General features: G+C 34.6%; 16 protein-coding genes. 14 read left to right on the top strand and 2 right to left on the bottom strand.

The features are described 5' to 3' along the window. Window positions 1-12: 12 nt before the first annotated feature. The 4 genes from EUBIFOR_RS09720 (at window position 13) to EUBIFOR_RS12235 (ending at window position 5,098) form a co-directional block, all read left to right on the top strand. Window positions 13-1,560, top strand: coding sequence for a SpaH/EbpB family LPXTG-anchored major pilin (locus EUBIFOR_RS09720; RefSeq protein WP_003865869.1), 1,548 nt, complete (start codon window positions 13-15; stop codon window positions 1,558-1,560). 66 nt (window positions 1,561-1,626) lie between these two features. Further along, the gene (locus tag EUBIFOR_RS09715; RefSeq protein ID WP_208853811.1) at window positions 1,627-2,490 is read left to right on the top strand and encodes a class C sortase; all 864 of its coding nucleotides are present in this window, start codon (window positions 1,627-1,629) and stop codon (window positions 2,488-2,490) included. Continuing rightward, entirely contained in the window at window positions 2,487-3,167 is a 681-nt protein-coding gene (locus tag EUBIFOR_RS09710; protein ID WP_003865867.1) for an isopeptide-forming domain-containing protein, read from the top strand. The genes EUBIFOR_RS09715 and EUBIFOR_RS09710 overlap by 4 nt, the downstream gene beginning before the upstream one ends. A gap of 587 nt (window positions 3,168-3,754) precedes the next feature. Beyond that, window positions 3,755-5,098: a BspA family leucine-rich repeat surface protein gene (locus EUBIFOR_RS12235; protein WP_003865865.1), complete on the top strand. Its 1,344-nt coding sequence runs from the start codon at window positions 3,755-3,757 to the stop codon at window positions 5,096-5,098. Between the two features lie 552 nt (window positions 5,099-5,650). On the opposite strand, the gene fucO is transcribed toward EUBIFOR_RS12235, so the two are convergent. Then, window positions 5,651-6,814, bottom strand: a complete 1,164-nt coding sequence (gene fucO, locus EUBIFOR_RS09700) for a lactaldehyde reductase (RefSeq protein WP_003865864.1) — start codon at window positions 6,812-6,814, stop codon at window positions 5,651-5,653. 160 nt (window positions 6,815-6,974) lie between these two features. Between fucO and EUBIFOR_RS09695 the strand changes: the two genes are divergently transcribed. Genes EUBIFOR_RS09695 through EUBIFOR_RS09680 form a run of 4 tightly spaced genes read left to right on the top strand, consistent with a single transcriptional unit; the run spans window position 6,975 to window position 11,659 of the window. Further along, window positions 6,975-9,239 (top strand): pyruvate formate lyase family protein, encoded by a 2,265-nt coding sequence (locus tag EUBIFOR_RS09695; protein ID WP_003865863.1) that lies wholly within the window; start codon window positions 6,975-6,977, stop codon window positions 9,237-9,239. Continuing rightward, window positions 9,232-10,116: a glycyl-radical enzyme activating protein gene (locus EUBIFOR_RS09690; RefSeq protein WP_003865862.1), complete on the top strand. Its 885-nt coding sequence runs from the start codon at window positions 9,232-9,234 to the stop codon at window positions 10,114-10,116. Before EUBIFOR_RS09695 ends, EUBIFOR_RS09690 begins: the two co-directional genes overlap by 8 nt. 3 nt (window positions 10,117-10,119) lie before the next feature. Next, window positions 10,120-10,905 (top strand): DeoR/GlpR family DNA-binding transcription regulator, encoded by a 786-nt coding sequence (locus EUBIFOR_RS09685; RefSeq protein WP_003865861.1) that lies wholly within the window; start codon window positions 10,120-10,122, stop codon window positions 10,903-10,905. Continuing rightward, complete coding sequence (locus EUBIFOR_RS09680; RefSeq protein ID WP_040466449.1) at window positions 10,892-11,659, top strand: N-acetylmannosamine-6-phosphate 2-epimerase; 768 nt, start codon at window positions 10,892-10,894, stop codon at window positions 11,657-11,659. The genes EUBIFOR_RS09685 and EUBIFOR_RS09680 overlap by 14 nt, the downstream gene beginning before the upstream one ends. Here EUBIFOR_RS09680 and EUBIFOR_RS13580 read toward each other — a convergent pair. Beyond that, window positions 11,605-11,784, bottom strand: a complete 180-nt coding sequence (locus EUBIFOR_RS13580; RefSeq protein ID WP_083783555.1) for an IS3 family transposase — start codon at window positions 11,782-11,784, stop codon at window positions 11,605-11,607. The genes EUBIFOR_RS09680 and EUBIFOR_RS13580 overlap by 55 nt on opposite strands. A gap of 81 nt (window positions 11,785-11,865) precedes the next feature. Between EUBIFOR_RS13580 and EUBIFOR_RS09675 the strand changes: the two genes are divergently transcribed. The 6 genes from EUBIFOR_RS09675 (at window position 11,866) to EUBIFOR_RS09650 (ending at window position 17,392) form a co-directional block, all read left to right on the top strand. Continuing rightward, window positions 11,866-12,801, top strand: coding sequence for an AEC family transporter (locus EUBIFOR_RS09675; RefSeq protein ID WP_040466448.1), 936 nt, complete (start codon window positions 11,866-11,868; stop codon window positions 12,799-12,801). A gap of 58 nt (window positions 12,802-12,859) precedes the next feature. Further along, window positions 12,860-13,516: an amino acid ABC transporter permease gene (locus EUBIFOR_RS09670; protein ID WP_003865858.1), complete on the top strand. Its 657-nt coding sequence runs from the start codon at window positions 12,860-12,862 to the stop codon at window positions 13,514-13,516. A gap of 3 nt (window positions 13,517-13,519) precedes the next feature. Continuing rightward, window positions 13,520-14,260: an amino acid ABC transporter ATP-binding protein gene (locus EUBIFOR_RS09665; RefSeq protein WP_003865857.1), complete on the top strand. Its 741-nt coding sequence runs from the start codon at window positions 13,520-13,522 to the stop codon at window positions 14,258-14,260. Between the two features lies 1 nt (window position 14,261). After that, window positions 14,262-15,044: a transporter substrate-binding domain-containing protein gene (locus EUBIFOR_RS09660; RefSeq protein WP_003865856.1), complete on the top strand. Its 783-nt coding sequence runs from the start codon at window positions 14,262-14,264 to the stop codon at window positions 15,042-15,044. 126 nt (window positions 15,045-15,170) lie between these two features. Next, the gene (locus EUBIFOR_RS09655) at window positions 15,171-16,376 is read left to right on the top strand and encodes a M20 family metallopeptidase (RefSeq protein ID WP_003865855.1); all 1,206 of its coding nucleotides are present in this window, start codon (window positions 15,171-15,173) and stop codon (window positions 16,374-16,376) included. A 95-nt stretch (window positions 16,377-16,471) separates the two neighbouring features. Beyond that, window positions 16,472-17,392: a LysR family transcriptional regulator gene (locus EUBIFOR_RS09650; RefSeq protein WP_003865854.1), complete on the top strand. Its 921-nt coding sequence runs from the start codon at window positions 16,472-16,474 to the stop codon at window positions 17,390-17,392. The last annotated feature ends 205 nt before the right edge of the window (window positions 17,393-17,597 follow it).

Genomic DNA, 17,597 nt, shown 5'->3' with positions numbered 1-17,597 from the left:
AGGAGTAAAAAAATGAAAAGAATTAAAAAATTAGCGGCAGCCATGCTGACAGCCATCATGATGATGACTATGACAGTTACAGCATTTGCTGCAGAACAAAATTGTACACTTACAGTAAGTGTAAAGTCTGGGGAACCGACACAAACTTTGAAGGATCAAACAATTAATCTATATAAATTGTTTGATGTAACTGAATCTGACAGTACAACAACTTCAGGAACAGCAAAAAACTATGCGTATACAGTAAATGAAAGTTATAAATCAACTTTAGCATCAGTATTAAGCATTCCTGAAAATTCTACAAATGAACAAATTGTACAAGCTGTTACAGCTTTAGGTGAAAGCAATAATGCCAAAGTACAAAAATTCGCTAATGACTTTACTGCATATGCTTTACAAAATAGTTTAGCTGCAACAACAAATTCTGGAAAATTAGGAGATGTTACTAGTTATAAATTTACAGGATTAGCTGCTGGTTATTATTTAGTTTATGTTACAGGTGGAAAAGAAATTCAATCTTCTTTAGTTACAGTAGATGCAACAACAAGTAAAGTTGAATTGAAAACAGAAGCTCCTAGCATCACTAAAACTGCTGATAGAGATACTGTGTCAATTGGACAAGTAGTTAAATATACAGTTACAGGTTCTATTCCAGATACAACAGGATATGATCAATATCAATATCAATATGTTATTCACGATGAATTGTCAAATGGTTTAGATTTTGTGAATGATGAAAATGGTACTTCTGTTACAGGAAATGCTGTAAATGTTAAAGTTGCATTTACTGATGGTACTGATGCTAATATAGCACCTATAACAGCTACTCTTGATTCCACAAACAACAAAAAAATGAGTTTAGACTTATCTACATGGGTAAAAGCTAACCAAGAAAACAACAAAGGAAAAGAATTCACTGTTACTTATTACGCAAAAGTAAATAAGGGTGCCGTTGTAACAGAAAAGAATAAGGCTCAATTAGAATATGGTAATAAACCAGGTGAAACAACAACAACTACACCTAGTGAAGCTAAAACACCTACTTATCCATTAGATATCTTAAAGAAAAAATCTGGAACTGATGAAAAGTTAGCAGGTGCAAAATTCAGCCTTTATAAAACTAAAGATGATGCTGATAAAGGTCAAAATGCAATTACAGTTTCAGGAAACAAAGGAAACTATGTAGTAGATTCAACTTCTTCTGTCACTGAATTTGAATCAGTAAATGATATTGCAGGGAAAGGATATAACCTTCGCGTTAATGGTCTTGCAGAAGGAACATACTATTTAGTAGAGACAAAGGCACCAGATGGATTCAATAAGTTGACAGCACCAGTCGTAATTAAAATCACTAAGAGCTCAGATGCTGATGTAAATAATTGGACTATCTCTAAGGATAATGCTAATGAAGAAGATAAAATTATCGATATCGAGAACAGTACAGGATCACTACTACCATCAACAGGTGGAGCAGGTGTTATCGTGTTTGCAGGTGTAGCTATTCTATTAGTATTTGGAGTTGCTGTAAGCTTCATTCGTGATAAAAGAAAAGCTTGTTAATTAATGGAATGCGGTTATCTCTTTTGATAGCCGCAATTCCCATATGACAATAGGGGGAATGCAATGATGAGTGATAAGAAAAGAAAAATGACTATAAAAGATATAATTCGATTGCTTGTGCTTGTCGTTGCATTCGCCGTGTTGTTATATCCTACAGTCAGTAGTTATGTAAATGAAAAGAATGGTTCTAAGGTTGTATCGAATTATGATGCAGAAAGTGTTCGTTTGAGTAATGCAGAAAAAGAAAAGATGCTTGAAGATGCACGTGCATACAATAAGGAAATGTTAAGTAATATTGATTTGATTGATCCTTTTTCTCAGGGTGAAAAAAGTTTGGATGCTCGATATGAAAGCCTATTAAATATAGATGGATCTGGCATGATGGGCTATATTCGTATTCCTAAGATCAAAGTCGAGATTCCTATTTATCATGGAACTTCTGAATCTGTATTGCAGGCTGGTGTTGGCCATTTCTGGGGAACTTCTCTTCCTGTTGGTGGCAAAAGTACACATACGGTATTAACAGGTCATAGGGGTTTGCCTACAAAAACATTATTTACGAATATGGATAAGCTTGTTAAAGGGGATGTGTTCTACATCAAAGTCTTAGATGAGACATTGGCATATAAAGTGGATCAAATACTTACTGTATTACCAGAAGAAACAGAAGCTTTATCAATCGTACCTGGACAAGATTATGCGACATTAGTTACTTGTACTCCATACGCAATCAATACGCATAGACTCTTGGTTAGAGGTCATCGTATTCCGTATAAGGAAGCTGTAAAGATTGAGAAAAACACTAGTACAGGTATAGAACTATCATTTACTACAAAGGTATTGATTGTAACACTTGGAATTATTTTTATAGGACTTGTTATAGCCATGCTATATAGTTTGTATGATAAGAGAAGGAGGAAGAAAAAGTGATTAAACAATTAAAGATACATTCGCTCTTTCTACTCCTTATTAGCTTGTTGTTTGTCTCTCTTATTCAAGTTCATGCGGACAGTAGAATGGGAAGTATTGATATTGACTATAAAGGAAGAACAGATAATCAGGAAGAGATTATCTTGTCTGGAGCTAAGTTTGAGATTATCCCCATTCAATATGTAGAGAATGAAAAATGGGTATGGCAATCTTCATTTGTGGATTGTGGTGTTTCACTTCATGATACCAGTGCAGAAGCTAGAAATAAACAGGCTAAACAGTTGTTAGAATATGCTAGAAAAAAAGGTGTTTCTGGAAATCAACAGCTTACAGATAGTATGGGTCATGCTTTGTTTAGTGGATTAAATGAAGGGATGTATCTTGTTTTTCAGATTGATTCTGTAAAGAATGGAAATGATACGTTTGAATCCGCACCATTTTTAGTAAGTATTCCATCCGACATAGATGGATATCTTGTATATGATGTAAAGGTGGAGCCAAAGGTGACATGGCTTACAAATAATGTGCCTTCATCTGTTCCAGAAAAACCAAGTGAGAAGAATCCTCCAGAAGATACGAATACAGGTGTTCAAGTGAAAAAAATGACTTGGATTGTTCTTGCGTTATGTAGTTTTGGGATGATAGTTATTCTTGGAAGAAGATTAAAAAGAAAATAAATGTTCGACAGAGCCTTGTGAAAGGTTCTGTTTTTTTAACACCTTATAGTTATAGTGAATTGTTTTAGGTGTCTTTTTGAGTTGTTATAAACTAATACACTTGCATAATATACGAGAGCGTTCTCACAGCATTCGAGAAAATCCTCTCAATTTCTCCGCGCTTTCTTCCTTATATATATAGCGGGGGTGTTTTGTACGCGATTAAAATCCAGAGAGTTTTGATCGGTTGTTGAAAGAAATGAGTTTTTTTTGGCTTTTTGTTGGGGGAAAGTGGTTTTAGAGGTAGCGTCGTCATCTTTGAAAGGGGCCTTCATTCATATTAAATAACCAGCGGAGTCGATAGATTTCAAGATGATAATTTTGCTCTTTTTAGAGAAATGGTTGTCGCATTCTCCTATGTCGAATGACAGTATGGGGTCTTATGGCGAGCTCCTATGGCTTATTGTAGGGGGGGAAGGAGATGACTAACCAATGTCACAAAAACACAAAACAAAACCAAATAAGTTCAGACAAGCAACCGTTGTGATTTCGAGTGCTTTTGTTTTTTGGTTAACTGTATAAGTGTAACAGGAAAAGGAGAATATTATATGAATTTTACAAAAACTAAAAAGGTTGTAGCAGCTGGGCTGTCCGCTTTAATGATGATGTCTAGTATTACATCGGTGTTTGCAGCTGAACCAGACAGCAAGACAACCACACTAAACTATGAAGTATCATCAAGATATGACTGGATTATCCACAGTGCAATCGACTTTGGTGCTGATGCAGGAGTAGGCAAAACCGTTGATCGCACAGGTAATCAGGTCAAGGTTTTAAAGAATGTCATTCCTGAAGGAAAGTATTTGAACATTTCAGTTAAAGGTTCAGGAGCGAACGATGCATTCACAGTAGATAATGGAGGAAGCGAAGTGTTGAACTATGACGTTTCAGACGATAACGGTGCTGTGGGTGTTAACGAGAATGTCTTATCTGTACCAGCAGGTACCAATACGGCAACTCAGAATATGAATTTTAAATTGAACACAAAGAAGGGTTCTGCTGAGGTTGCAGGTAACTATAATGGACATGTAATTTATAATGCGGAAGTTGGGGGCAAAGATGGAGCTATTCAAAAGGAAAAATCTTCAACGATTATTGGAACTGTAGGGGACGGAGAATCTGCAACATTTCAATTTTTGGAAACAATTCCAAAAGCCGCTACAGCTATTGTATTTACGGATGAAGTAGCTCCAAAGGGTGTTTCTACAACCGATTTAACGGTAGCTAAAGATGGAGATGTCGTTGGGTGGTTGGATGGAGCCACATGGAAAGTAAGTACGCAGGACCCTAACAAAGCGGTAACATTCAATGAAAACTGTTTGGGTATGTTCTGTAATCCAAGGCTAACTCGAATTTCATTTGATAATATAGATACTTCAAATGTGACGAGTATGAATGGGATGTTTAACGGTGTAGCATCAACATCTTTAGATTTAAGCAGTTTTGACACTTCAAAAGTGACGGATATGACTTGGATGTTCGCACAGTGTCCGAATTTGACATCCTTAGATGTAAGTGGTTTTAATACTTCAAATGTAACGGAAATGAGTGAGATGTTTGCAGATTGTGAAAATCTAAAAGAATTGGATTTATCAAACTTCAATACAAAAAATATCACTAATATGGGTAGTATGTTTTATAAATGCACAAATTTAACATCTTTAGATTTAAGTGGTTTTGATACATCAAATGTCACAAATATGTATAGTATGTTTAGTGAATGTTCAAATTTGGCGAATATTTATGTTGATTCTAAATGGTCAACAGAAAAAGTGACCAATGATGGCCATATGTTTGAGTATTGTGAAAAGCTTCCAAACTTTGACTTTAATACAACCGACGTTACTAAAGCTCATACTGGTCCAGATGGATATTTAACTTTAAAACAGTAATGCTATTAGAGACTCTATTTTTGGGGTCTCTTTTTATTTTGCTTCTTTCCTATCAGTTTCCTATTAGTTTCCCTGTTTTGACAAGTTTGTACTGTTTTGGCTTTGTTTAGGTGATTATTACTTTGGCTAAAAGTCATTTCTGACTGATAGGGTTTTTATGGGGGGTTAAGTTCTTGTAAAACTGAAAATACACGTAAAAAAAGACTTCATAATGGAAGTTGTTGATTTTAGGGAGACAATAACCCATAAACATTCAAAGCAGGTTCGTCCTGCTTTTTCATTAAATCGACAAAACTCTTTTTCTTGGTTCGTGTTTTGAATCGACAATTGGGGTGAGCCAACACTCAATAAGACCTTAGACGAAACTCTTAAGAATTTGAATTGTTGGTGTTTGGTTTTGTAAAAGAGGCAAAAACATGAACAAAACCTTGTATATGCGATGAATAAAGGATATCTAACTATTTAGTGGTTTTGTACGTTGTTTTGTTGTTTCTCATCTTTTTTATTTGCACAAAAAAAGAAAGGCAAATTTAATTGCCTTCCTATATGGAATTAGTCTCTTCCGTTAAATGCGTATTTATATAAGTCAAAGATTAATTCTTTTGTACATGGACGAGGGTTACCACCTGTACAAACGTCTGCCATTGCTGAATCTGTTAATGTAGGTAAGTCTTCTTCTTTAACACCGATTTCTTTTAAGCTTTGAGCAATTCCGCAATCTTTACTTAATTGAATAACGGCATCAATAGCTGCTTGACGATATTCTTCTTGAGACATTTCATCAACACCATCAACTCCCATTACACGAGCGATTTCTCTAAATTTTTCACCTGTATAATCTTTGTTGAATTCCATAACATATGGAAGTAATGTAGCACAAGCTACACCATGAGGGATTCCATAGAATGCACTTAATGGGTGAGCCATACCATGGTCAACACCTAAACCAACGTTAGAGAATGCCATACCTGTCATATATTGTCCTAAAGCCATGTCTTCACGTCCTTTTGGATCGTTAGCACATGCTGCACGTAAGCTTCTTGAAATGATTTCGATTGCTTTTAAGTTTAATGTATCAGCAAGTTCCCAAGCAGCTAAAGTTGTATATCCTTCAATAGCGTGAGTTAATGCGTCAAGACCCGTACTTGCGGTTAAACCTTTTGGCATACTTGACATCATTTCTGGATCGATAATCGCAACAACAGGAATATCGTGAGCATCTACACAAACGAATTTTCTTTTCTTTTCAGTATCTGTAATTACATAGTTGATTGTAGTTTCGGCTGCTGTACCTGCTGTAGTAGCGATTGCGATAACTGGAATTGATTTGTTTTTAGTTGGAGCAACACCTTCCAAGCTAACTACATCTTCAAATTCAGGGTTAGCCAAGATAATTCCAATACCTTTACAAGTATCTTGTGGGCTTCCACCACCAATAGCGATTAAATAGTCAGCACCAGCATCTTTAGCTGCTTGTACACCATTTTTAACTTGTTCAACAGTTGGGTTTGCCTTAACTTCATCATAAATTTCGTAAGGAAGTCCAGCTTCATCCAATAAGTCTGTAACTTTAGTAGCTACACCAAATTTGATCAAGTCTTTATCTGTAACAACTAAACCTTTCTTTAATCCACGTGCTTTAATTTCTGTAACCACTTCTTTGATGGCTCCAGCACCATGATAACTTGTTTCATTTAAAATAAAACGATTTGCCATAAGTATTATTTCCTCCTTGTATACTTGTTAATTTCATTTTACAAGTTCAAGCGCTTACATACAAGTTACAAATTGATAATAATGTCACATATGAACGAAAATGAATAAAAATGATTTACAATGAACGAAAATGGATATATCATAAGTGTGAGGTGAAAATATGGCTCGAATTAATATTGATGGTGAACAAAATGTAGAAGTTTCAATTAAAATCCCATGTGAAAAAAGTTATTCTGAACAATTAGAAATTATGGAAGCTTATACTAAGGTGCATAAGGAGAATCGTTCAAAACATAAGGCAATTCGCGAAGTGGAGTGCTTAAAAGTGTTATTCCCACGTTTGTTTCGAAGCGTTGAGTCTGACGATTTGATTGCAGGACGCTTAGATTTTTTGCCAATTGGCTTTGGAAGTGTTACTAGTATTGGTGGTGTAGGTCACTATTGTGTTTTCCATAAACTACGCGCTTTTAAAAAACATCTAAAAACAGATCAAGAAAGAACAAGAGTGGATGCCTTATATGACTATTGGCAAGAACACGATGTAAAAAGTATTTATTGCCAGGATGTATTAAATGAAGATACAACAGGTCGTTTTATCGATTGTAAATATCCATTTATGGCTACAGCCCGCCTATCTGGTATGATGCTAGATTATAAAAAATTAGTGACATTAGGAATTAATGGATTGATTGATTTAATTCAAAGTTATCCTACAAATGAATTTATGCAGGCAAGTCTTGAATGTATGCATCTATTTAAATCGGTTATTCGTAGACAAATTGAATTGGGCGATCAATGTTATACAAAAGACAAAGCTCGTAATTGTGACTTAGATTTAATGAAAAGTGATTTAGAGTATATTTTAGAACATAAACCTGCAACATTTCATCAAGCACTTCAATTATTCTGGCTATATGCATTATGTGCAGGATGTATTAATTACGGGCGTATGGACATTGTTTTAGGTCCATTTTTAAAGAATGATATAGACTCAGGTTTAATTGATGAAAATCAAGCTTATCGCTATTTAAAATCATTATGGAAAATGATTGAAAACAGAAGAACTACTGTAAATGGTAGAATCATTGTAGGTGGAAAAGGAAGAGAGAATGTAGAGGCGTGTGATTTATTCACAAGAATTTGTTTGAAAGTTTGTAAGGATACTCGTTATGTCGAGCCACAATTTACTTTGCGATTTGATTCAAATACACCCAAAGACATCATGGATATGGCCTATGAATGTATAGCGAGTGGAGCAACATATCCAACATTGTACAATGATGATGTGAATGTGGATGCTGTGCAATATGGAATGCGTGTTGATCGTAAAATAGCCGAGCAATATGTACCGTTTGGGTGCGGAGAATATGTGATTCAAGGAAAAAGTGTAGGCACACCCAATACGTTATTAAATTTGACTAAAATCTTACAATTGGCATTAAATTCTGGCTATGATCCGATGGACCACATTTATAAAGCGGGTCCAGTAAAAGTATTACCACTATCCAGCTTTAGAACATTTGAAGAATTGTATGATCAATATAAAGTGTTGTTAGATTACTATTTTGATTTAAGTGTATATTGTCAAAAGCACTCTTATGAAGTCATGAATCAAGAAGTAAGTTTCTTGTTTAATTCCATCTTAATGGATGATTGTTTAGGTCGACAAAAGGCAATATTGGATGGAGGCGTTGAAATTTTAGGAGGAACCAATGAAACCTATGGAAATATCAACACAAGTGATGCATTATATGCCATCAAAACATTGGTGTATGACCAAAAGAAATATTCTCTAGAAGAATTGAATGTGGCTGCATTACATAATTACGAAGGGTATGAGCGATTACGTAAAGAAATATTAGCTTTACCTAAATATGGGAATGATATAGAAAACGTGGATGAATTCGCAAATGACTTATATGAATATGTAGCGAAAGGCATACGAAACAGAGGAATTCAACACGGTATGGATTACTACTTGATTGTGATTTCAAACAATCAAACGAATACAGACTGGGGACATCAAACGGATGCAAGTTTAGATGGACGTTTAAAAGGTGTCTATTTAAATCCGGCTAATAATCCGCAGGGGTATGCTGCAAATAGTGGACCAACCGCTGTATTGAATTCGTTAAGTAAGTTTAATGTGAAATACCATGGTGGAAGTGTACAAAACATTAAATTTACACCTCGTATGATGTATGAAGATAAAGAGAAAGTAAAAATATTATTTGATACATACTTTAAAAAGGGAGGATGTCAATTGATGGTTACTGTTGTTGATCATGGTCAATTAGAAGATGCGCAAAAACATCCAGAAAAATATCCAGATTTAATTGTACGAGTAGCAGGGTACAGTGCAGTCTTTGTGAATTTGACAAAAGATGTGCAAGATGAGCTATTAAGTAGGACTTTATATGATTAGAGTATCGAATATTGAAAAGTTTGCCACCCATGATGGGCCTGGCATTCGAACAACTGTGTTTTTAAAGGGATGTCCACTACATTGTCCCTGGTGTGCTAATCCTGAGACATGGAAGATGGAACCCACTTTACTGCATGATGAAAGAAAGTGTGTTCAATGTAAAACTTGTATGTACATGTGTGCACAGGAGGCGATTTCATTTCCATTTCAGTGGGATATTGATAAATGTATATATTGTAAAAAGTGTGAGGATGCTTGTTTACAAGATGCGATTTCTTTTGTAGGGAAAGATATAGAAATTGATGAGGTAATCAAGGAAGTTTTAAAAGATAAAGATTATTTTGATCAATCCAATGGTGGCGTCACGATTAGTGGTGGAGAACCTTTTATGCAGTTTGATGCTTTTTTAGAATTGGTTAAACAATGTAAAGAAAATGGATTACATGTTGCAGTAGAAACAACGGGAAATTACAGTTTAGATAAATTGGAGCAGGCATTGCCGTATATAGATTTGTTTTTAATGGACTTAAAGCATTTAGATGCTAAAAAATTAAAAGATGTTACAGGTGCGAATTTAGATTTGATTTTAAATAATTTCAGATATCTCGCAAAGTATTGTCCAAATAAAGTGATTGTAAGAATGCCGGTAATTCCAAGGTTCAATGATGATATTTGTGAAGAGGTTATAAAGTTTTGTGCTGTATTAAAACTTGCTGAAGTTAACCTTCTACCCTTTCATACTATGGGAAAAAATAAATGGAATCAAATGCAAATAAAATTTAAATATGATCAAGATTCTATGATGGATCGTGATATTTTGAATCCCTATATGGATATTGGAAAAAAATGGGGTGTGAAAGTAAAAATAGGAGGATAATATATGCTTTCAAAAGAAAGAATGGTTCGAATTGTACAGCTTTTAGAAGAAAGACAATTCGTGACAGTTAAAGAATTACAGGAAAGTTTTGATGTTTCAAGATCAAGTGTCATGCGTGATTTGATTGAATTAGAAAATCAAGGCTTGATTCAAAGAGAGCGTGGCGGTGCTAGCTTAAAAAGTGTGAGTACAACTTTGACAAATTTTAATGAGATGTCTGTTGTGTCAAAAGAAAATTTGAACATGGAAGAAAAAAAATTGATTTGCGCACATGCTGCACGAAGTATTCGTGATGGCGATTGCATATATATTGATTCTGGAACAACACCTGCACATATTTTAGATTATATTCAAGATAAAAGAATTAAACTGGTTACTCCAAGTATTTATTTGATTCGAAAACTACCTGCTAGTTTTAAGGGAGATATCTTTTTATTGGGAGGAGAATTTAATAAGTCATATGATACGAGTTATGGTTCTTTGACATTGGAAATGATTCGACAGTTTCATTTTGATCATGCTTTTTTAAGTACAAATGGCATTGATTTAGAAAATGGAAATGTATATGTATTTGATTTCAATGTTGGAGCCTGTAAAAAGGCTATTATGGAATGCAGTGAAAAGTGTGATTTATTGATAGATGCATCTAAATATGGTGTAAAGGCTATGTGCAATTGGGCAAGCTTAAAAGATTTCCATAGCGTATATGTTGATGCATATGAAGAAGCTAGGGAAATACCAGATAATTTTTTAGTTTGCAAAGGAGAAGATGAAAATGAAGACAAATGATCCTAAAAAATTAGCATTATTAGAAAGTTTAAAAGGTGGGCTTATTGTTTCTTGTCAAACACAGAAAGATGAGCCTATTTATACAGAAGATATGGTTGTAAAAATGGCAGAATGCGCAAAATGGGGAGGTGCTGTAGGTTTACGATTAAATTCCCCAGAACAAATTCGCAAAGTAAAAGAAGCCAATCTTGGTTTGCCAATCATTGGTTTATATAAAGTATGGCATGAGGATACGGATGTATTTATTACCCCTACAATGAAAGAGGTGGATGAAATTGTAGCGGCTGGAGCGGATATTATCGCAATCGATTGTACAGCACAAAAAACACATGAGGGAACTATCGCATGGGATTTACTTCCTCAAGTACGCAAGAAATATCCTGATCATTTGATTTTTGCGGATGTTTCAAATATTGAAGAGGCAAAACATGCTTCGGCAAATGGAGCGGAAATTGTAGCTCCTACACTTTATGGATATACGCAAGAAACAGCACATATTGAAGGTGCAGACTTTAGAATGGTAGCTGAAATGTGTCGTGAACTACAAGAGGAAGCTTGTGTCATGATGGAAGGACATATCTATTCACCAGAAGATGCGATGAAATGTATTTTTATTGGATGTCATAGTGTTGTTGTTGGAAGTGCAATTACTCGTCCGCATTATGTCACAAAACGATTTGTAGACTGTCTAGGAAAATATCAGAATAACTGGCGTGATGCAGAGCGTGCAAAACATTCGAATGAATTAAAGTAAGAACAATTAAAATGTAGTGACCTCATTTTCTTGGATATTAAATTAGCACATAAGGATTGATTCCTGTATTCTATAGGAGTTAATCCTTTTAATTTTGTCACATTTCTTTGATTGTTGTAATTCATTTAATGAATAAAATGTATATTCAATCCATAAGAATAAGATTTGTGTTAAAATAACAATAATTTAGTTTTGGAGGGATTTTTGTGGAAAATTTATTATTTAGCTTAAATGCAACGATTCCCATCTTTCTATTGATGGTTGTCGGTTATTTTTTAAATAAAATGAATATTTTAGAGGATGTCTTGGCATCCAAACTTAATTCATTTGTCTTTAAAGTGTCGTTGCCACTATTGTTGTTTGTCGATGTGTCTAAATCTAATTTTAAAGATCTTTGGGATACAAAGTTTGTCGTATTTTGCGTAGTAGCTACTTTAATAAGTATATTATTATCTATATTATTTTCATTACGTTTAAAAGATAAAGCGATTCAAGGTGAATTTATTCAAGCTTGTTACAGAAGCAGTGCTGCCTTATTAGGACTTGCATTAACATCGAATATTTATCCAGACGTTGGTGTTGCCCCATTGATGTTGATGAGTGTTGTATTTGTGTATAACGTAGTATCTGTTGTGATTCTATCTTTCTTTAAGGCTGAACAATCAAAGGTTAACTATAAGAAGACGTTTGTTGGAATTTTAAAGAATCCACTGATTCTAGGAATTGTTGTAGGTGTACTTGTTAGTTTATTACCATTTCAATTGCCTCAAGTTATCAATAAAACGATTTCAATGATCGCAAGTACGGCAACACCACTAGGTTTAATGGCGATGGGAGCCACTTTTGATTTTGATCAGGCAAAAGGGGAATTAAAACCATCCTTATTCTGTACATTTATGAAGTTAATTGGTTTTTGTGCTATCTTCTTACCAATTGCTGCTCTATTGGGATTTAGAAATCAAGCTTTAGTTGCCATTTTGATTATGTGCGGTTCAAGTACAACCGTATCTGGTTTTGTGATGGCTAAAAGTATGGGACATAAAGGTGTATTAACATCAAGTGTTGTGATGTTAACAACACTGCTTAGTGCTTTTAGTATTACATTCTGGTTAACGATATTAAAATCGTTTGGATTGATTTAGTTGACCTAAAGTTTGCTTTAGGGTGTAAACTAATAAAAAGATTTTAAGGAGGGAAAGAATGGAATTGTTTTTAGAATCATTCCCAAAAATATTTATTTCGGGAATTGTAATAACATTACCACTTGCGCTAGTATCATTTATTATCGCAATGCTAATAGCTATTGTATGTGCCATAATTCAATATGCGAAAGTACCAATCGCAAAGAATATTGTTCAATTCTATATATGGATATTTAGAGGAACGCCTATGCTTGTACAATTGTTTATTATGTATTTTGGTATGCAGTCAATTGGCGTAAGAATATCGGCTATTACTGCCGCTATTATCGTATTCTCATTAAATACGGGCGCTTATTGTGCTGAAACGATTCGTGGCTCGATTGAAAGTGTACCACAAGGACAAATGGAAGCCGGATACTGTGTAGGAATGAGCTATATGCAGATCATGATGCATATTATTTTACCACAAGCTTTTCGAAGTGCTTTTCCATCTTTGTTTAATAACTTGATTTCACTTGTAAAAGATACTTCTTTAGCAGCGAATATTACTGTTACAGAAATGTTTATGCAGACAGAAAGAATTGCGGGAAGAACCTATCAGTTTATGCAATTATATATAGAAGTCGCATTCGTCTATTTAATTTTCTGTACAGTTTTAACTTGGCTGCAAGCTTGGGGTGAAAAGAAACTGAATTATTATCAGGCAGGGAGATAGAGAATGGCTTTATTAGAAATTAAAGATATTCATAAATCATTTGGAAATTTACATGTTTTAAAAGGTATTGATCTTACAGTCAATAAAGGAGATGTCATTGCGATATTAGGCCCTTCGGGATCAGGTAAGACAACTTTATTACGCTGTATCAATTATTTAGAGACAGCGGATGTAGGATTTATGACTTTTAAAAATCAATCTTATGATTTATCAAATACATCAAAGAAGGAAATTGCAGATCTTAGAAAGCATACGGGATTTGTATTTCAAAATTACAATTTATTTGCGAATAAAACAGCCCTACAAAATGTAACATTAGGTCTTACTGTAGCTAGAAATGTTTCCAAAGAAGATGCGGATTTAATTGGTATGCAGATGCTTGAAAAAGTAGGAATGCAAGATCGTGCCAATCATTATCCTTCACAATTATCGGGTGGACAACAACAGCGTGTCGCAATCGCAAGAGCATTAGCAACAAGCCCTGACATCATTTATTTTGATGAACCAACTTCAGCACTGGATCCAGAATTGATTCAAGAAGTATTAAGCGTAATGAAAACATTAGCTAATGAAGGAATGACTATGGTTGTGGTCACGCATGAGATGGCTTTTGCGAAAAATGTTTCTAGTCATGTGATTTTGATGGAAGAAGGAAAAATCGTTGAAGAAGGTAATTCAAAGGATTTCTTTGAAAATCCGAAACAAGAACGAACAAAAGAATTTTTAAGGAAAGAGGAAATGTAAGATGAAAAAATTATTAGCAGGTTTATTAAGTACAACTATGGTTTTTACTTTAGTAGGATGTGGATCTAGTAAGGATCATTTAGCTACAATTCAAGATAAAGGTGAAATCACAATTGGTTTAGAAGGCGATTGGCAACCATTTTCTTATCATGATAAGGATGATAAATTGGTGGGTGTAGATGTAGAAGTTGCTAAGAATATTGCCAAGAAATTAGGTGTAAAAGCCAATATTGTAGAAGGTAAATGGGATGGATTATTAACTGGATTATCAACTGGTACGTATGATTTAGTTATTAATGGTGTCGATATCACAAAGGAAAGAGAAAAGAAGTTTGATTTTTCTACACCTTATGCATATGATCATACAGTCTTAGTTGTTCGTAATGATAATACGACAATTACTTCGTTTGGTGATTTAAAAGGAAAGACAACGGCCAATTCGATTGGATCTACTTATATGGAATTGGGTGAAGACTATGGGGCAACCGTAAAAGGTGTTGATGATTTAACAAAATGTATGGATCTTGTAAAGAGTGGTGGTGTGGATGCGACAATCAATGCGGCTACTTCAATTAATGATTATCTTCAAACGACAAAGGATAGTTCATTTAAAATTGTCGATCAATCCAAAGAATCTACACCCTATGCGATTCCAATGGTAAAAGGGGATGATAATGCCTCTTTAAAGAAAGCTGTAAATAAGGCTTTAAAAGAACTAAAAGAAGATGGAACTTTATCTAAGATTTCTATCAAGTATTTTGGTGAGGATCTAACGAAAGAATAAGCGGCTATGCCGTTTTTCTTTTTACTTAAATATAAAAATAATTTATAACCAGATATAAATAAATAGAATTTGAATATAACACTTGTTCTTTGTACAATAGATCCAACTTTTAGGAGGAACTATTTTATGTCAGAATTAAAGAATCAAATTTCTCAATTTATAGATACAAACGCAAAAATATATCAAGATATTTCTTTGGCTATTCATGCCAAGCCGGAAGTCAGTGATTTTGAATATTTTGCTTCACAAACATTGAGTGAACAATTAAAAAAAGAAGGATTTGAGATTGAATTACCAGCGGCAGGACATCGTACAGGCTTTGCGGCAACCTACAAAAGTAAGAAACCAGGTCCTACGGTTGTTTTTCTTGCAGAATATGATGCACTTGCAGGTTTAGGCCATGGTTGTGGTCACAATGTATTTGGAGCTACTTCTGCACTTGCCGGTGCTGCTTTAAAAAGTATAGTGGATCAAATTGGTGGGGAAGTACGTGTATATGGAACACCTGGAGAAGAGGGTGGACAAAATGGAAGTGCCAAGGGGTCTTTTGTGAAGAAGGGCTACTTAAACGATGTGGATTTTGCCCTATGCACTCATCCAGGCTCAGGTAGTGAAGATGGATTAAGTACGCGTAATTATGCATGTGCACCTGTTGATATCGAATTTTGGGGAAAGCCAGCTCATGCAGCAGGCTGCCCTCAAGATGGAATCAATGCGTTGGATGCGCAAATCTTAACATATGCAGCCATTGGTGTTTTACGCCAACAACTCACCGATCGTATTCGTATTCATGGTGTGATTGTTGAGGGAGGAACAGCTCCTAATGTCATTCCAGAATACACAAAGGCTAAATATTATATTCGTGCTGCTGATATTGATACATTACATGAGTTATACGAAAAAGTAGAAAATATTGTGAAGGGTTCCGCTTTACAGACGAGTTGTACTTCAAGTATGAAGTTGTATCAAAATCTTGTAGAAAATATGGTTTTAACACCTTCTTTAGATGCGATCTATGAAAAATATATTACAGAACTTGGCAATACTGTAAAGCATGTAGAAGATGTGGTCATGCCTGGAAGTAGTGATGTAGGTAATATTAGTCAGGTTGTACCTACGATTCAACCACACATTAGTATTACAGATGTACAGATTGCAGGACATAGTCAAGATATGGTGGATGCTTCATGCAGTCAAAAGGCAATGGATGCGATTGTCAAAGGGGCAAAAGCATTGGCTTTTACGGCGCTAGAATTATTTGAAAATCCAGAAGAACTTGCGAAAGTGAAAGAGGATCATGCTTGGCATGTTGAACATCAAAAGGAGAACTAACTTTTATAGGTAAAGAGCTTGTCAAGCTCTTTTATTTTGGAATCTTGAAAATCAACAAATATTCATTAAAACAATATAAATAAAGGAGACTGAAAATGACGCTTCAACAATTACTTTATGTATTAACGGTATCCGATGAGAAAACTATGAATAAGGCGGCTGAAAAGCTTTTTGTTTCACAACCTACTTTAACGTCTGCCATTCAATCGCTTGAAAAAGAACTAAATATTCAAATCTTTAATCGTACAAGTCATGGAGTCACTGTGACGCAACAAGGACAAGAGTTTTTAACATACGCAAGACAGCTTTATCAACAATATGAGTTATTAAAGAATCGATATGAAGATGAAAGTTTAAGAAGAATTAAGTTTCGCGTATCTTGTCAACACTATTCGTTTGCGACCAAAGCATTTGTGGATACAGTAAAGAAATATGGGACTTCTAAATATGATTTTGCGATCAGTGAAACAAAGACAATGCATGTCATTGAAGATGTGGGTAATTCTTTAAGTGAGATAGGAATCTTATATTTATCGAACTACAATCGTCATTTTATGATGAAACAATTTGATGAATGGAATTTAGAATTTCATAAATTAGCCGATTGCGATGCCTTTGTGTATTTGTATAAGGGACATCCTCTTGCTAAGAAAAAATCAATTACGTATGAAGAATTATTGCCCTATCCCAATATGACATTTGATCAAGGGGATAATCCTTCGATGTATACGGCAGAGGAGATATTGGTTGAAAATGAATTTCCAAGAAAGATTCAAGTGAATAATCGTGCTACGATGCTTAATTTAATGAGAGGACTGAATGGATATACTTTATGTTCTGGGATCATTAGTAAAGATTTGAATGGGGATGACTATGTAGTTGTTCCGTACCAGGCTAATGTAGAAAATCCAAATTCCATAATGGAAATAGGATATATCACTCGAAAATATACGGTTTTAAGTGAGATTGGGAATACGTATATTCAAACAATGAAAGATTATTTTAGTAATAAATAAAATTTATTACTGCTTCAAAAATTTAACAATTAGACAATAGCTAAACCTTCTTGTAGAATACAGACATGCAAGGAGGAAACGAAAATGAAAACAATGATGATATCAATGATGCAAATGTATATGTTAAAAAATGTGACCCGGTTTTCAATTCGTTTGTCGCTTATTTAAGTGTGCGATTGCCGGGGAAATACCTCGGCTTTTTTTG

Source organism: Holdemanella biformis DSM 3989 (assembly GCF_000156655.1).
GTDB classification, from domain to species: domain Bacteria; phylum Bacillota_I; class Bacilli_A; order Erysipelotrichales; family Erysipelotrichaceae; genus Holdemanella; species Holdemanella biformis.
Note: the sequence above shows the minus strand (reverse complement) of the source record. Positions and strands in the feature narration are given on the sequence as shown.

Excerpts from the sequence above, each read along its gene's own strand:
- EUBIFOR_RS09720 (WP_003865869.1), top strand. The coding sequence starts at position 13 with ATGAAAAGAATTAAAAAATTAGCGGCAGCCATGCTGACAGCCATCATG.
- EUBIFOR_RS09715 (WP_208853811.1), top strand. The coding sequence starts at position 1,627 with ATGAGTGATAAGAAAAGAAAAATGACTATAAAAGATATAATTCGATTG.
- EUBIFOR_RS12235 (WP_003865865.1), top strand. The coding sequence starts at position 3,755 with ATGAATTTTACAAAAACTAAAAAGGTTGTAGCAGCTGGGCTGTCCGCT.
- fucO (WP_003865864.1), bottom strand. The coding sequence starts at position 6,814 with ATGGCAAATCGTTTTATTTTAAATGAAACAAGTTATCATGGTGCTGGA.
- EUBIFOR_RS09695 (WP_003865863.1), top strand. The coding sequence starts at position 6,975 with ATGGCTCGAATTAATATTGATGGTGAACAAAATGTAGAAGTTTCAATT.
- EUBIFOR_RS09690 (WP_003865862.1), top strand. The coding sequence starts at position 9,232 with ATGATTAGAGTATCGAATATTGAAAAGTTTGCCACCCATGATGGGCCT.
- EUBIFOR_RS09685 (WP_003865861.1), top strand. The coding sequence starts at position 10,120 with ATGCTTTCAAAAGAAAGAATGGTTCGAATTGTACAGCTTTTAGAAGAA.
- EUBIFOR_RS09680 (WP_040466449.1), top strand. The coding sequence starts at position 10,892 with ATGAAGACAAATGATCCTAAAAAATTAGCATTATTAGAAAGTTTAAAA.
- EUBIFOR_RS13580 (WP_083783555.1), bottom strand. The coding sequence starts at position 11,784 with ATGAATTACAACAATCAAAGAAATGTGACAAAATTAAAAGGATTAACT.
- EUBIFOR_RS09670 (WP_003865858.1), top strand. The coding sequence starts at position 12,860 with ATGGAATTGTTTTTAGAATCATTCCCAAAAATATTTATTTCGGGAATT.
- EUBIFOR_RS09665 (WP_003865857.1), top strand. The coding sequence starts at position 13,520 with ATGGCTTTATTAGAAATTAAAGATATTCATAAATCATTTGGAAATTTA.
- EUBIFOR_RS09660 (WP_003865856.1), top strand. The coding sequence starts at position 14,262 with ATGAAAAAATTATTAGCAGGTTTATTAAGTACAACTATGGTTTTTACT.
- EUBIFOR_RS09655 (WP_003865855.1), top strand. The coding sequence starts at position 15,171 with ATGTCAGAATTAAAGAATCAAATTTCTCAATTTATAGATACAAACGCA.
- EUBIFOR_RS09650 (WP_003865854.1), top strand. The coding sequence starts at position 16,472 with ATGACGCTTCAACAATTACTTTATGTATTAACGGTATCCGATGAGAAA.